We start from the raw sequence: 12900 nt of genomic DNA on the forward strand, positions 1-12900 counted from the left end.
GGCCATCCGAGCGCGCCGGGTCGGGCCGGGCGCCGTCGCGCCAGGCGGCGGCCAGAGTCCGGGCGAGCGGCGCCGCCGCGTCGGGTTGCCGGGTTTCGAGGGAAAGACTCACGCGTGAAGGCTCCTGTGTGGATTACGAATCAAACTTGACGAAGGCTCAGATGCCCTGATGCGTGGCCACGGCCGCGCCCGGTTCGGCGTTGTCGAAGCGCCGCTCCGGATGCATGCGGAACGCGCACACCACGCCCACCGCCATCAGGGCCATGCTGCCGTAGAACGGCAGCTCCCAACTGCCGAAGCGGTCGATCAGCGCGCCGCCGATCACGGGCGAGACGATCGCCGCCAGCGCCGAGCCGGTGTTCATCATCCCGCTGGCGGTGCCCGAGAATTCCGGCGCGATGTCCATCGGGATCGCCCACATCGGCCCGATCGTCATCTCGGCGAAGAAGAAGCCGAGCGCGAGGCAGGTGGTGGCCGGGCCGATGCTGTGCACGAACGCGAGCGGCACCATCGCGACCAGCGTCAGCAGCATGCAGACCGACACCATGCCGCTGCGCGCCTTCGCGAGGCTGCCGGTGCGGCGCAGGATCCGATCGGTCACGATGCCGCCCGCCGTGTCGCCGAGCACGCCGGCCAGGAACACCACCGAGGAAAACAGCGCCGAGGTTTGCAGGTTCTGGTGGTAGTGATGCAGGAAGAACTGCGGGATCCAGCTCAGGAACAGCCACAGCGTCCAGCCGTAGCAGAAGTAGACGAGCGTGACCGGCAGCATCCGGCGGAACAGCGCGCCCCAGCGCACGCGTGTGGCGCGCGGCTTCGGCGGCGGCAGGATCGCCAGTTCGCCCTCGGTGATGCGCGGATGGTCGCGCGGCTGCTCGGTATAGGTCAGCCACCAGCCGATCACCCAGCACAGGCTCAGCGCGCCGCACAAGTAGAACGCCGCGCGCCAGCCGAAGTTGGCCATCATCAGCACCACCGCCGCCGGCGCAAGCGCGTTGCCCACGCGCGAGGCCGCGTGCGTGATGCCCTGCGCGAAACCGCGCCGGTCCTTCGCGACCCAGCGCGACATCGCGGCGGTGGCGGCCGGGAACGTCGCGCCCTCGCCGAAGCCGAGCAGCAGCCGCGCGGCCAGCAGCGACACGAGGCCGCCCGCCATGCCGGTCAGCAGCGTGGCCACGCCCCACACGGCGCCGCACGCGATCAGCGTCTTGCGCGCGCCGAAGCGGTCGCTGACCCAGCCGCCGATGATCTGGAAGATCAGATACGGATACGCGAACGCCGAGAACACCAGCCCCACCTCGGTGTGGGACAGGCCGAACTCCTTGCCGAAACCGACCGCCGCGGTGCTGACGTTGACGCGGTCGAGGTAGGTGATGAAATACATGACGCACAACATGACGAGCACGACGTTCGTCGCACTCGTCAATCGAAACCGTTTCATCGTGTGTCTCCGAATTGTTGGAATAGGTCTTTGCCGCCACGACACTGCTGCCCCGCGTGCGTTGCGCGGGTGCTTCACGGAATGGGCGCGGCCGGTGCGGCGCGCCGTGCGCCGCCCGGCCGCGGCGCTCAGGCCGCCGCCTTGAGCGGCGTGCGCACGGCCTGCGCGGCCAGATAGTCCATCGCGGCCGGCAGCCCGCTGGCCGCCAGCGGCACGCCGGCGATCCGCAGCCCCATCTCGCAGCCGGCCAGCGTGGCCATCAGCGTCAGGTCGTTGCAGTCGCCGAGGTGGCCGATCCGGAACATCTGCCCCTTGAGCTTGCCGAGCCCCGCGCCGAGCGACATGTCGAAGCGCTCGTAGACGATCTTGCGCACCGCGTCGGCATCCACGCCGGCCGGCATCCGCACGCCCGTCAGCACCGGGCTGTAGACGGCCGGATCGGCGCACTGGATTTCCAGGCCCCAGCCCTTCACGGCGTGGCGGCAGGCCTGCGCGAGCCGCTGATGGCGCGCGAACACTTGATCGAGGCCCTCGTCGGCCAGCATGTCGAGCGCTTCCGACAGGCCGTAGAGCAGGTTCGTGTTCGGCGTGTACGGCCAGTAGCCGCCCTGGTTCATCTCGATGATTTCGCCCCAGCCCCAGAAGCTGCGCGGCAGCTTCGCGCTGGCGCTGGCGGCCAGCGCCTTCTGCGACACGGCGTTGAAGCTGATGCCCGGCGGCAGCATCAGCCCCTTCTGCGAACCGGAGATGGTGACGTCCACGCCCCATTCGTCGTGGCGGTAATCGGCGCTGGCGAGGCCCGAGATCGTGTCGACCAGCAGCAGCGCCGGGTGGCCGGCCGCGTCGATCGCCGCGCGCACGGCGGCGATGTCGGACGTCACGCCCGTCGAGGTTTCGTTGTGCACCACGCACACGCCGCGGATGCGGTGCTCGCGATCCTCGCGCAGCCGCGCCTCGATGCGGTTCGCGTCCACGCCGCCGCGCCAGTCATCCTCGCCGCCGATGAATTCGGGCTTGAGGCCCAGGTTCTCGGCCATGCGCTTCCAGAGCGTCGCGAACTGGCCCGTCTCGTACATCAGCACCGTGTCGCCGGGGCTCATCGTGTTCGACAGCGCCGCTTCCCACGCGCCGGTGCCCGACGCCGGATAGATCACCACCGGCTGGCGCGTCTTGAAGATCGCCTGGATGCCGCTCAGCACCTTCAGGCCGAGCGCGCCGAATTCCGGGCCGCGATGGTCGATGGTCGGATAGCTCATGGCGCGCAGGATCCGGTCCGGCACCGGGCTCGGCCCCGGGATCTGCAGGAAGTGACGGCCGGAGGGATGGAAATCCAGCTTGAGCATGCGTGTTCTCCTTGTTGAATTTTGCATGCAAAAAACTATATTCCTCCCAAGCGGCAAACCACAACCGCTATCTGCGCGTGGTTTACCCGCATCCATTCCGCATCAAATCTCGAAATTCCGCCGTGAGAGCGTTCGTGTAAAATCGGTGCCTGGACGATTGACCCGTTTTTTGTATGCAAAATGACACCCCCTCCTCCCCGCGCGCCGTGCTGCCTCCGGTCGAGCGGCAGCGCCTGCACGACACGGTGGTCGAGCATCTGCGCAACTTCATCGTCGAAGGCACGCTCGAGCCGGGGCAGAAGCTCAACGAGCGGGAGCTCTGCGAGATGCTCGGCATTTCGCGCACGCCGCTGCGCGAGGCGCTGAAGGTGCTCGAATCGGAAGGGCTGGTGGATATCGCGCCGAACCGCGGCGCGTCGGTGTCGAAGATGTCGGATGCCGAGATCCGCGAGACCTTCGAGTTGATGAGCGGGCTGGAAGCGTTTTCGGGCGAGCTGGCCTGCGATCGCATCACGCCCGAGGAGATCGACGCGATCAAGGCGCTGCATTACGCGATGCTCGCCTGCCGCGCCCGGCAGGATCTGACCGGCTACTACAGCCGCAACCGCGAGATCCACGATCTGATCAACGTGGCCGCGCGCAACGCGGCGCTGCGGCAAACCTACCTCGCGATCAACCGCAAGCTGCAGGCGCTGCGGTTCCGCTCGAACTTCCAGAGCGCGAAATGGGATCGCGCGATCCACGACCACTCGGACATGATCGAGGCGCTCGAAGCGCGCGACGGCGCGCGGCTCGCGCAGATCCTGCGCCGCCACCTGCTCGACAAGCGCGACGCGGTGCTGCAACTCGACGCCGCCGCGCAGGCCAGCGCGGCGGGCAGCCGCCGCGCCTGAGGCGCGGCCGGGTTCATCGCGTCATCGTTGCGCGGCTAGGGCCACGGTCATGCCGCTGCCGTCATGCGGCCGCCGCCATCGCGCGGGCCAAGTCGTGCGACGGCACGGCCCACGCGCCGAAGATCGCGGCCAGCGCGGCGATCTCGCCGTCGGCCAGATAATCGTCGGCCGACGCCACCGCCAGACACGCGCGCAACACCACCCGGCGCAACGCCGGATCGTCGACCTCGGCCAGCAGCGGCGCATGCGCCGCCGCATCGAAGCCGCTGCCGCAGCCGATCGCCATGTCTTCGCAGAGTTGCTGAACCACGCCGTCGAACTCGCCGGGGCGCAGGCCCAGCCGCGCGATCACGCCGAGCCGCGCCAGCATCCGCTCCTCGTTCGCGTCGACGTGGCCGTCCGCGATCATCACCAGGGCGACGATGCGGGCGGCGGCTTGAGGACTGTTACGACGATAGGTACGCATGGCGTGATATCCGTTGCGGTTCGATCCGCGCTGTTGGGGAAGCGCCAGTATCGGGGCATCGAGGCATCGGAAAAACCAGCAAATCGATACGCTGAGGTTCGTAAAAACCGAACTGTCCGAAGGCCGCCGCGACCAGCGACGCGCGGCATTGCCTGCCGTCGCATCGCCATCGCCAGGATCGGCGCGCCGCCGATACGCCGACGGCGCGGTCGAGGCTCGCGCGGCGCGGCCTGCCGCCAAGCGATGCATAACTGCCACAACCGCCGCTGCCGCCGCTCAGGCCGCGTCGAGCCAGCGCATCACCTGCTGCCAGCGCGGCGCGGTCATGTGGTCGAACCAGGTATCGTGATCGGCGTCCGGCAGCAGCATCAGATGGCTGCCGGGGTGCTGGCTCGCGAGGCGCTCGGCGTGCGCGACCGGAATCAGCGTGTCGCGCACCGAACCGATCACCACCAGCGGGCCGCCGTAACCGGCCACGGCCGCGATCGAATCGAAGCGGTCGTGCAGTATCCAGCGCACCGGGAACATCGGATATTTCTCGCCGGCCACCGACGCCAGCGTGTCCCACGGCGTGATCAGCGCGACGCCGGACACCACCCGCTCGTTGCCTTGCACGACGCGCGCCGCCATCCCCGCGCCGAGCGATTCCCCCACCAGCCACACGCGCCCGCGCCAGCTCGCGAGCGTCTGCGCGAGCGCGGCGCGCGATGCATCCAGCGCCGCCTGCATGGTGCGCTCGCCGGGGCGGTTGCCGTGCCCCGGATATTCGACGATCGCGACGCGATAGCCCGCCTGCACGAACACGTTCGCGAGCGGCAGCTTGGTTTCGGAGGATTCCTCATTACCGTGGTAAACGATCACCGTGCCGCGCGGCGCGGCGCCGTCCGGCGTGACGACGTAACCGGCGTAGTGGCCGCCGATTTCCCAGCGCTCGATGCGCTCGCCCGGATGCGGCAGCGTGCGCGGATCGTCCGCATGCGGCGTGGACGGCAACAGCATCCGGTCCTGCAGCAGATACAGGGCCGCCGCCGCGGCCAGATAGGCGCCGGCGGCGAGCAGCAGGCAACAGACGAGGATCCGCTTGGCAGCCATCGCACGTTCGGAAAATGGAAACGCGCCAGTATAAGGAGTTGCCCCGGTTTCCGATGTACGGCGATTATTACGCCGTAATTCCGCGGGCGAACTCATTGCGCCGTCATGCGCAGCAGCGAGATGTCGTAACCCAGTTCGGCCGCGCGCGCGACCAGTTGCTGGCGCAGCAGCACCGACGGATTCGCGTCGCGCGTCAGCAGCCAGAGAAAGCGCCCGGACGGTTCGCCGACGATCGACCAGGTGTAGTCGTCGGCGTGATCGAGCACCCAGTAATCGCCGACGTAGAACGGCCCGAAGAACGACACCTTGAGCTTCGCCCCGCCGCTGCCCGGCACGACCTTCGCACGCCCTTCGGCCGAACGCGGCTTGCCGTTCGCGCCGCGGCTGCACGCGTTGGTGACGTCGATCAATCCGTCGCCGCGCACCGCGTAATCGGCCGTAACGCCGTCGCAGCCGCGCTCGAAGCGATTGTCGTAACGGGCGAGTTCGTACCAGCGGCCGAGATAGCGGTCGAGTTCGACCGGCTTGGCCGGCTGCGGCACCGCCGCGTTGCCGCGCTTGCCGCCGCCGAAGCCGGCGCAGCCGTTCAGCAACAGCGCCGCGGCCGACACGGCGACGGCCAGCGTGGAGATGCGCATCAGGGATCGGTTCATCGGGATTTCCTTTCGGGACGATTCGGAAAACCTGAAGCAGGTTCGATACCAGCGCCGCGATGCCACGCGGCAACGCGCGCGGCGTGCAGTGCCGGCCGAGCGGGTGGGCGTTTTTGTCGTTCGATCGCGCCCCGCTTTGTAGTATTTACCCGCCGCGCCGGCGAGCGCGGTGCCCGGGGCCTGGCGGACGGTTCCGCGCGAAACCGCGCGAATCAAGGCCCCGCGCGCGATCCGGCCGAATTGGCACGGCACTTGCCTTGGAGAAGACCACCATCACTCTAAGGGGAGCACACCATCATGTTGAAATGGGCCTTGATTTTTGCCGTGATCGCCATCGTCGCGGGGCTGTTCGGTTTCACCGGGATCGCCGCCGGCTCGGCCGCGATCGCCAAGCTGCTGTTCGGCTTGTTCCTGGTGCTGTGCATCGTGTTCCTGGTGATCGGCGTGTTCGTGGCCAAGAAGGTCGTCAACTAGCCACACGGGCCGGGGCGCTGCGAATTGCCGCGCCCCGGCCCGTTCCACCCCGCCACGTCGCTTACCGCACCGCCTCCGGCGCACACAGCTGCGCCAGCACATCGAGCCGCCGCGCCGGCTCGCGCACGAACGGATTGGTTTCGTCCCACGCGTAGCCCGCCAAGACCGAGCAGATCATCCGCTTCAATTCCGGCGATTTGTCCTCGTAGAACACGATGTCCTGCAACTCGCCCGTATACCAGCGCTCGACGAACGCTCGGAACGTATCGATGCCCTTGCGCAGCGCCGCGTCGTAGTCGAGCGCCCAGTCGATCGCCTCGCCGCGCCGCTGCCGCTCGAGCGCGTCGACGGCGAGATGCGCGGAACGCAGCGCGATCGTCACGCCCGACGAAAACACCGGATCGAGAAATTCGCCGGCATTGCCGAGCAAGGCATAGCCCGGCCCATGCAGCTTCGCCACGTTCGCCGCGTACCCGCCGATATGATTGACCGGCATCAGGAACGGCTTGTCGCCGATCAGCCGCGCCAAGGTCGGCTCGGTATTGATCAGCGCGCGCAGCGTCGCCTCGCGCGCATCGGCCGGCACATCGAGAAACGCGCTCTCGGCCACGCAGCCGACCGACGAGCGGCCGTTCGCCAGCGGGATCATCCAGTACCACACGTCGCGGCGCTCGGGATGCACGGCGATGCAGATCTTGTTGCGATCGGTCGAGCCGGCCGGCAGGCCGTCGGCCACATGCGTGAAGATCGCGGCGCGCGTCGGCATCCGCGTCGGCGCCTCGAGATCGAGCAGGCGCGGCAGCACGCGGCCGAAGCCGCTCGCGTCGAGCACGAACCCGGCGTCGACCTCGTAAGCCGCGCCCGCCTCGTCGGCGACCTCGAGCCGCGGCCGCTCGCCCGGCGTGAAGGCGCGCACCGCATGACCGAACCGCACCTCGGCGCCCTGTTCGGCCGCGCAGCGGATCAGCAGATCGTCGAACGCCGCGCGCTCGACCTGGTACGTGGTGCCCCAGCCCGGCGCGGATTTCTCGCGGAAATCGAACGACGAGGTTCGCTCGCCGTGCACGAAATACGCGCCGTTCTTGAACTGGAAGCCCGCCTCGACCACGGCCTGCAGCATGCCGGCCGCTTCGAGGTAATGCATGCTCTGCGGCAACAGGCTTTCGCCGATGGAAAAGCGCGGGAAGTGCTGGCGTTCGAGCACCAGCACCGAGCGCCCCGCCCGGCGCAACAGCGCGGCGGCCACGGCGCCCGACGGGCCCGCGCCGATGATCGCGACGTCGACCGAGACGCGCGAGGATACTGTTTGATTCATATCGATAACCTGTTCGTTTCAGTGCATTCGCAACGACGAATCTTCACGCCACGATCTCGCGGCGCCACTTACAATGGCCGGCACATAACGCATACCAACGAGAGGCCATGTCGTCACTCCATACGCACACCGTCAAATACGTACCGGAAACCGCCTTCGGCGTCTGGTTCCTGCGCACGCATACCTGGGAACATCACGTCCTGCGCGTCGCGATCGACGATCTGGTGCGGCTCGCTCCCGCACCGCTGCCGAACGCGCCGGTGATCCTCGACGTCGGCTGCGGCCAGGGCAAATCGTTCCGGCTGCTCGAACGCGCCTTCGCGCCGAGCCGCATCGTCGGGATCGATTGCCATCGCGAATCGCTGGCCCATGCGGCCGAGGCCGCACGCCAATGCAGCGCCCCGGTCGATCTGCACGACGGCGATTGCGCACGGCTGCCGCTGGCCGACGCCAGCGTCGATCTGGTGTTCTGCCATCAAACCTTCCACCATCTCGTCGACCAGGACAGCGCGCTGGCCGAATTCCGGCGCGTGCTGAAGCCCGGCGGCCTGCTGCTGTTCGCGGAATCGACCGAGGCCTACATCAAGTCGTGGGTCATCCGCCTGCTGTTCCGCCATCCGATGCAGGTGCAGAAAAGCGCCGACGGCTATCTCGCGATGCTGCGCAACGCCGGCTTTTCGTTCGGAAACCAAAACGTTTCGCTGCCCTACCTCTGGTGGAGCCGCGCGACCGATTTCGGCCTGCTCGAACGGCTCGGCCTGCATCGCCCGAAGCCGGGCCGGCGCCGCGAAACGCTCGTCAACGTGGCGGCGCGCAAGCCCGATTGAGCCCATCACGCCAGCACCGGCGCACCGCCTTGCAGCCGCGATGCGCCGGCGCGGCCCGGCGCCTTACTTCCTCAGCGTCACCACCTTGCCCGTCAGCGCCACCCCGGCGAGGATCGCGCCCGAGCCGCACGTAAACTCGGTCGCACTCGCGCTCAGCTGATTCTTGTAGTTGCTCTTGATGTCGATCACGGCGTTGCCGCCTTCCTTGCGCGCCCGTGCCTGCAATTCGAGCACGGCCGACAGGAACACGTGCTGGCACGCGTCGATATCCGACTTGCCGAACGCGTTGGTCTTCTTGTTCGTGCCGAATTCGCCGTATTGCTTCTCGACGGCCGGATGCGGCTGGCCCGCGAAATACAGCGATATGTCGGCGTCCACCTTGCCGGCGCCCGTGGCCAGCGCCGCGTCGATCGGGTAGCTCGCCACGTCGTTGCGCGCCTGCGCCTGCGATGCACCCAGCAGCAGCAGGGCGGCGGCGATCGTCATGCGTCGTTTCATGTCAGCCTCCCCTCAATGCGTGCCGAGCACGACGACGTCGCCGGCCACCGAGATCGCGCCCGCGCTTCCGCTCACGCCGCAGGTGTACTCCGTCTCGGAATCCGAACGCGTGCTGTGGAAGCCCGTCGTGATGTTGATGACCGCGTTGCCGCCGTGCCTCGCCGCATACGCGCGCAAGCTGCCGAGCGCCGTGTCGAGCGCCTGGTCGCACACCGCCTGCTCGACCGCGGTGCCGCGCGCGAGGCGCGCCGATTCGGTGCGCCTGCCGATCTGGCGCTCGAGGGCGGGGTGCGCCTGCGCACCGAAATACAATTTCACGCCGCCCGGCGCGGTGGCGGTGGCGCTGTCCGTCAGCGGCAGCGAACGGACGACGGTGCCGCAGCCCGACAGCGCGGCCGCCGCGATCAGGATGCCCGCCAGATGGAGTCGTTGTTTCATCGTTGTTCTCGCTTGGTTGCTCTCAGGGAAAAGAAGGGGTCATGCTTGGCGCCACGCATCGAGCAGCAGGCTCGCGCAACTGCCGCCGAAGCCGAACGACACCGACAGCGCGCGCTCGAGCGCCGCCTCGCGCGTCTCGCGCACGAGCGGCAGGCCGCCGAGCGCCGGGTCGAGCGCGCCGCCCACCGCCGCGCCGGCCATGAAGCCGTCGCGCATCATCAGCAGCGTGTAGATCGTTTCGTGAACGCCGCTCGCGCCGAGCGGATGGCCGGTCATGGCCTTGGTCGACGAGAACGCCGGCGGCGCGGCGCCGAACACGGCCCGCAGCGCGTTCAGCTCCTCGATATCGCCCAGCGGCGTCGACGGCGCATGCGTGTTGACGTAGTCGGGCACGCCGCCCGCGCCGTCGTCGAGCGACGCGCGGATCGCGCGCGCGATGCCCGCCGCATGCGGCGTCGCCATGCCGCCGTGATCGGTGCACTGGCCGAAGCCGCTCAGCTCGGCATGAATGCGCGCGCCGCGCGCCAGCGCGTGTTCGAGCGATTCGAGCACGACGATGCCGGCGCCCGAACCGATCACGAAGCCGTCGCGCGCCGCGCCGTACGGCTGGGACGCCTGCCCGGGCGCATCGTTGAAGCCGCGCGACAGCACCCCCATCGCGTCGAACATCAAGGTCATGTTGTCGTGCAGCGCCTCGCTGCCGCCCGCCAGCACGACGTCCTGCAGCCCGCCGCGAATCAGTTGCATCGCCTGCCCGATCGCCAGCGCCGAGCTCGTGCAGGCCGACGACGGCGTATAGGTCACGCCCTCGATACCGAACACCTGCGCGACGGCGGCCGACGCGGTGCTGCTCATCGCCTTCGGCACCACGTAGGGCGGCGTGCGATCGAGGCCGCGCGTCGTGGCCGTCTCCATCGCCTCGTCGTAGGCGCCGATCGAGCCGATGCCGGACCCGACGATGGCGCCCGCGCGCGGCGAACGCAGCACGGCGGGATCGAGCCCGGCATCCTCGATCGCCTTGCGCGCCGCATGCGCGGCAAAGCGCGCCGTGTCGCCCATGAAACGCTCGTGCTTGCGGGCGAACGGCGGCTCGGCATCGGTATCGGCCACGCCGGCCACCTGGCTGCGGAAGCCGCGCGCGCGCCAGGCCTCGACGCGGCGAATCCCGCCGCGCCCGTCGCGCAAGGCCGCCGCCACCGCGTCGAGCGTATTGCCGAGACACGAGACGATACCGAGCCCCGTGACCACGACACGCGACGCGGCCGGGCGTTGCGCGGCCGTCATCGGGGGCCGGCCCGCCGGAACACCAGCGAGGTGTTGATGCCGCCGAACGCGAAGTTGTTGCTGACCACGTACTCGGCGTCGATCGCCCGGCCCTCGCCGACGATATGGTCGAGCGGCGCGCAGGCCGGATCGACCTGCTCCAGGTTCAGCGTCGGCGCATACCAGTTGCGCTTCATCATTTCGATGGTCCACCACGCCTCGAGCGCGCCGCACGCGCCGAGCGTATGGCCGACGTAGCTCTTCAGCGAACTGATCGGCATGCGTTCGCCGAACACGGCGTAGGTCGCCTCGCATTCGGCGATGTCGCCGCGCTCGGTCGAGGTGCCGTGCGCATTGACGTAGCCGATCGCCGACGGATCGACTTGCGCGTCGCGCAGCGCCATGCGCATGGCGACCGCCATCGTCGAGGCGGTCGGCTGCGTGATGTGCGCGCCGTCGGAATTGCAGCCGAAGCCCACCACCTCGGCATGGATCGTCGCGCCGCGCGCGACGGCATGCTCGTATTCCTCGAGCACCAGCGTCGCCGCGCCCTCGCCCACCACCAGGCCGTCGCGCGCCGCGTCGAACGGGCGCGGCGTCAGCGCCGGCGCGTCGTTGCGGGTGCTGGTGGCGTACAGCGTGTCGAACACTGCGACCGCCGGCCCCGACAGCTCCTCGGCGCCGCCCGCCAGCATCAGCAGTTGCTTGCCCGATGCGATCGCCTCGTAGGCATAGCCGATCCCCTGGCTGCTCGACGCGCAGGCCGACGAGGTCGGTATCACGCGGCCCTTCAGATCCCAGAACAGGCTGACGTTGACGGCCGTGGTGTGCGGCATCATCTGCACGTAGCTGTTCGACGTGACGTCGCGCATCGAGCCGGTTTCGAGCATCGCGCCGAACGCGCGAATCGGCTCGACCGAGCCCGACGACGAGCCGTACGCCACGCCCATGCGCCCGTCCTTGATCGACGCGTCGTCGGCCAGGCCCGCGTCGGCGAGCGCGAGTTCGCTCGCGCGCACCGCGTACATCGCCACCGGCCCCATCGAACGCGTCTTCTTGCGCGGATAATGCGCGGGCGCCGCGAAATCCGGCAGCGGGCACGCGAGCCGCGTGTGCAGCGATTCGAAGCGGTCCCAATCGGGCATGCGGCGCACCGCGTTGCGGCCCGCGCGCAGGCGCGCCTCGATCTCCGGCCAGGTTTCGCCGAACGCGGTCACGCCGCCCATGCCGGTCACCACGACGCGCTTCATCAGATCATCCCGCCATTGATGCCGATCACCTGGCGCGTCACGTACGAGGCGCTGTCCGACATCAGGAAGCCCACCACCGACGCCACTTCCTCCGGCTGCCCCACCCGCCCCATCGGCACCGTCTTCAGCGCCTGTTCAAGCGGCAGGTCGTCGAGCATGCCGGTGTCGATCAGGCCCGGCGCGACGCAGTTGACCGTCACGCCGCGCGACGCCAGCTCGGTGGCGAGCGCCTTGGTCGCGCCGATCAGGCCGGCCTTCGCCGCGCTGTAATTGACCTGCCCGCGGTTGCCCATCACGCCCGACACCGACGCGATCGTCACGATGCGGCCGCCCTTGCGCAGGCGCACCATCGGCATCGTCAGCGGATGCACGACGTTGTAGAAGCTGTCGAGCCCGGTTTCGAGCACGATGTCCCAATCCTCCTCGGACAGCGCCGGAAACGCGCCGTCGCGCGTCACGCCCGCGCTGCACACGATGCCGTAATAGGCGCCGTGCTCGGCCACGTCGGCTTCGAGCAGCGTGCGGCACACGGCGCGCTCGCGCACGTCGAACTGCAGCAGGCTGGCGGCGCCGCCCTGCGCCTTGATCGCGTCGACGACGGCCTGCGCCTCGACGACGCCGCTACGGCAATGCACGGTCACGGCAAAGCCGTCTTCGGCCAGACGCAGCGCGACGGCGCGGCCGATGCCGCGGCTCGAGCCGGTCACGAGAACTCGCCGGGTCATGATTGGATGCTCCCTTCGATGAAAGTCTGAAAATCGTCCGGCTGGTAGACCTTGACGACGGCTTCGGCGCAGCACGCGCCGTCCAGATGAATCGCGCATTCGTACGCGCCGTGGCCGGCCTCGCTGCGCAACAGCTCGCGCGCGGTGACCGACAGCGTCGCGCCGGCCGCGAACGCCGGGTGGTGCGCGCGGTAGCCGCTGGTGCCGAGCAGCACGCCGGGG

The 12900-nt window shown here is 69.0% G+C and carries 14 protein-coding genes and 1 pseudogene; 3 read left to right on the forward strand and 12 right to left on the reverse strand.

The window, feature by feature from the left end:
* Positions 1-157: 157 nt before the first annotated feature.
* Entirely contained in the window at positions 158-1441 is a 1284-nt protein-coding gene (locus G3N92_RS22935) for an MFS transporter (RefSeq protein ID WP_206129872.1), read from the reverse strand.
* Between the two features lie 128 nt (positions 1442-1569).
* Positions 1570-2784 (reverse strand): aminotransferase class V-fold PLP-dependent enzyme, encoded by a 1215-nt coding sequence (locus G3N92_RS22940; protein WP_206129873.1) that lies wholly within the window; start codon positions 2782-2784, stop codon positions 1570-1572.
* Between the two features lie 173 nt (positions 2785-2957).
* On the opposite strand from G3N92_RS22940, the gene G3N92_RS22945 reads away from it, so the two are divergent.
* Entirely contained in the window at positions 2958-3677 is a 720-nt protein-coding gene (locus G3N92_RS22945) for a GntR family transcriptional regulator (protein WP_206129874.1), read from the forward strand.
* Positions 3678-3738: 61 nt separating this feature from the next.
* On the opposite strand, the gene G3N92_RS22950 is transcribed toward G3N92_RS22945, so the two are convergent.
* The 3 genes from G3N92_RS22950 to G3N92_RS22960 form a co-directional block, all read right to left on the reverse strand.
* The gene (locus G3N92_RS22950) at positions 3739-4143 is read right to left on the reverse strand and encodes a TerB family tellurite resistance protein (protein WP_206129875.1); all 405 of its coding nucleotides are present in this window, start codon (positions 4141-4143) and stop codon (positions 3739-3741) included.
* A 276-nt stretch (positions 4144-4419) separates the two neighbouring features.
* On the reverse strand, positions 4420-5235 hold the full coding sequence (locus G3N92_RS22955) for an alpha/beta fold hydrolase (protein ID WP_206129876.1): 816 nt from the start codon (positions 5233-5235) through the stop codon (positions 4420-4422).
* Between the two features lie 92 nt (positions 5236-5327).
* Positions 5328-5888 carry a lipocalin family protein gene (locus G3N92_RS22960; protein WP_206129877.1) on the reverse strand — a complete coding sequence of 187 codons (561 nt, stop codon included), beginning with the start codon at positions 5886-5888 and terminating at the stop codon, positions 5328-5330.
* Positions 5889-6185: 297 nt separating this feature from the next.
* On the opposite strand from G3N92_RS22960, the gene G3N92_RS22965 reads away from it, so the two are divergent.
* Positions 6186-6362: a DUF1328 domain-containing protein gene (locus G3N92_RS22965; protein ID WP_206129878.1), complete on the forward strand. Its 177-nt coding sequence runs from the start codon at positions 6186-6188 to the stop codon at positions 6360-6362.
* 61 nt (positions 6363-6423) lie between these two features.
* On the opposite strand, the gene G3N92_RS22970 is transcribed toward G3N92_RS22965, so the two are convergent.
* Positions 6424-7677, reverse strand: a complete 1254-nt coding sequence (locus tag G3N92_RS22970; protein WP_206129879.1) for an NAD(P)/FAD-dependent oxidoreductase — start codon at positions 7675-7677, stop codon at positions 6424-6426.
* A gap of 107 nt (positions 7678-7784) precedes the next feature.
* Here G3N92_RS22970 and G3N92_RS22975 point away from each other — a divergent pair, with 107 nt between their 5' ends.
* Positions 7785-8504 carry a class I SAM-dependent methyltransferase gene (locus tag G3N92_RS22975; protein ID WP_206129880.1) on the forward strand — a complete coding sequence of 240 codons (720 nt, stop codon included), beginning with the start codon at positions 7785-7787 and terminating at the stop codon, positions 8502-8504.
* 63 nt (positions 8505-8567) lie between these two features.
* Here the strand turns inward: G3N92_RS22975 and G3N92_RS22980 are convergent, their stop codons facing one another.
* From G3N92_RS22980 to G3N92_RS23005, 6 genes and pseudogenes are all read right to left on the reverse strand, one after another.
* Positions 8568-9002 carry an excinuclease ABC subunit A gene (locus tag G3N92_RS22980; RefSeq protein WP_206129881.1) on the reverse strand — a complete coding sequence of 145 codons (435 nt, stop codon included), beginning with the start codon at positions 9000-9002 and terminating at the stop codon, positions 8568-8570.
* A 12-nt stretch (positions 9003-9014) separates the two neighbouring features.
* A complete protein-coding gene (locus tag G3N92_RS22985; RefSeq protein ID WP_206129882.1) occupies positions 9015-9440 on the reverse strand; it encodes a signal peptidase in 426 nt (141 codons plus the stop codon).
* A gap of 39 nt (positions 9441-9479) precedes the next feature.
* Entirely contained in the window at positions 9480-10724 is a 1245-nt protein-coding gene (locus tag G3N92_RS22990) for a beta-ketoacyl synthase N-terminal-like domain-containing protein (RefSeq protein WP_206129883.1), read from the reverse strand.
* Entirely contained in the window at positions 10721-11953 is a 1233-nt protein-coding gene (locus tag G3N92_RS22995; protein ID WP_206129884.1) for a beta-ketoacyl-ACP synthase, read from the reverse strand. The genes G3N92_RS22990 and G3N92_RS22995 overlap by 4 nt, the downstream gene beginning before the upstream one ends.
* Complete coding sequence (locus G3N92_RS23000) at positions 11953-12678, reverse strand: 3-ketoacyl-ACP reductase FabG2 (protein ID WP_206129885.1); 726 nt, start codon at positions 12676-12678, stop codon at positions 11953-11955. Before G3N92_RS23000 ends, G3N92_RS22995 begins: the two co-directional genes overlap by 1 nt.
* Positions 12675-12900: pseudogene (locus G3N92_RS23005) on the reverse strand (beta-hydroxyacyl-ACP dehydratase); the annotation flags it as partial. The gene G3N92_RS23000 and the pseudogene G3N92_RS23005, both read right to left, overlap by 4 nt.

Source organism: Burkholderia sp. Ac-20379 (assembly GCF_017104645.1).
GTDB lineage: Bacteria > Pseudomonadota > Gammaproteobacteria > Burkholderiales > Burkholderiaceae > Burkholderia.

Coding starts and splice junctions, on each gene's coding strand:
- G3N92_RS22935 (WP_206129872.1), bottom strand. CDS start 1,441: ATGAAACGGTTTCGATTGACGAGTGCGACGAACGTCGTGCTCGTCATG.
- G3N92_RS22940 (WP_206129873.1), bottom strand. CDS start 2,784: ATGCTCAAGCTGGATTTCCATCCCTCCGGCCGTCACTTCCTGCAGATC.
- G3N92_RS22945 (WP_206129874.1), top strand. CDS start 2,958: ATGCAAAATGACACCCCCTCCTCCCCGCGCGCCGTGCTGCCTCCGGTC.
- G3N92_RS22950 (WP_206129875.1), bottom strand. CDS start 4,143: ATGCGTACCTATCGTCGTAACAGTCCTCAAGCCGCCGCCCGCATCGTC.
- G3N92_RS22955 (WP_206129876.1), bottom strand. CDS start 5,235: ATGGCTGCCAAGCGGATCCTCGTCTGTTGCCTGCTGCTCGCCGCCGGC.
- G3N92_RS22960 (WP_206129877.1), bottom strand. CDS start 5,888: ATGAACCGATCCCTGATGCGCATCTCCACGCTGGCCGTCGCCGTGTCG.
- G3N92_RS22965 (WP_206129878.1), top strand. CDS start 6,186: ATGTTGAAATGGGCCTTGATTTTTGCCGTGATCGCCATCGTCGCGGGG.
- G3N92_RS22970 (WP_206129879.1), bottom strand. CDS start 7,677: ATGAATCAAACAGTATCCTCGCGCGTCTCGGTCGACGTCGCGATCATC.
- G3N92_RS22975 (WP_206129880.1), top strand. CDS start 7,785: ATGTCGTCACTCCATACGCACACCGTCAAATACGTACCGGAAACCGCC.
- G3N92_RS22980 (WP_206129881.1), bottom strand. CDS start 9,002: ATGAAACGACGCATGACGATCGCCGCCGCCCTGCTGCTGCTGGGTGCA.
- G3N92_RS22985 (WP_206129882.1), bottom strand. CDS start 9,440: ATGAAACAACGACTCCATCTGGCGGGCATCCTGATCGCGGCGGCCGCG.
- G3N92_RS22990 (WP_206129883.1), bottom strand. CDS start 10,724: ATGACGGCCGCGCAACGCCCGGCCGCGTCGCGTGTCGTGGTCACGGGG.
- G3N92_RS22995 (WP_206129884.1), bottom strand. CDS start 11,953: ATGAAGCGCGTCGTGGTGACCGGCATGGGCGGCGTGACCGCGTTCGGC.
- G3N92_RS23000 (WP_206129885.1), bottom strand. CDS start 12,678: ATGACCCGGCGAGTTCTCGTGACCGGCTCGAGCCGCGGCATCGGCCGC.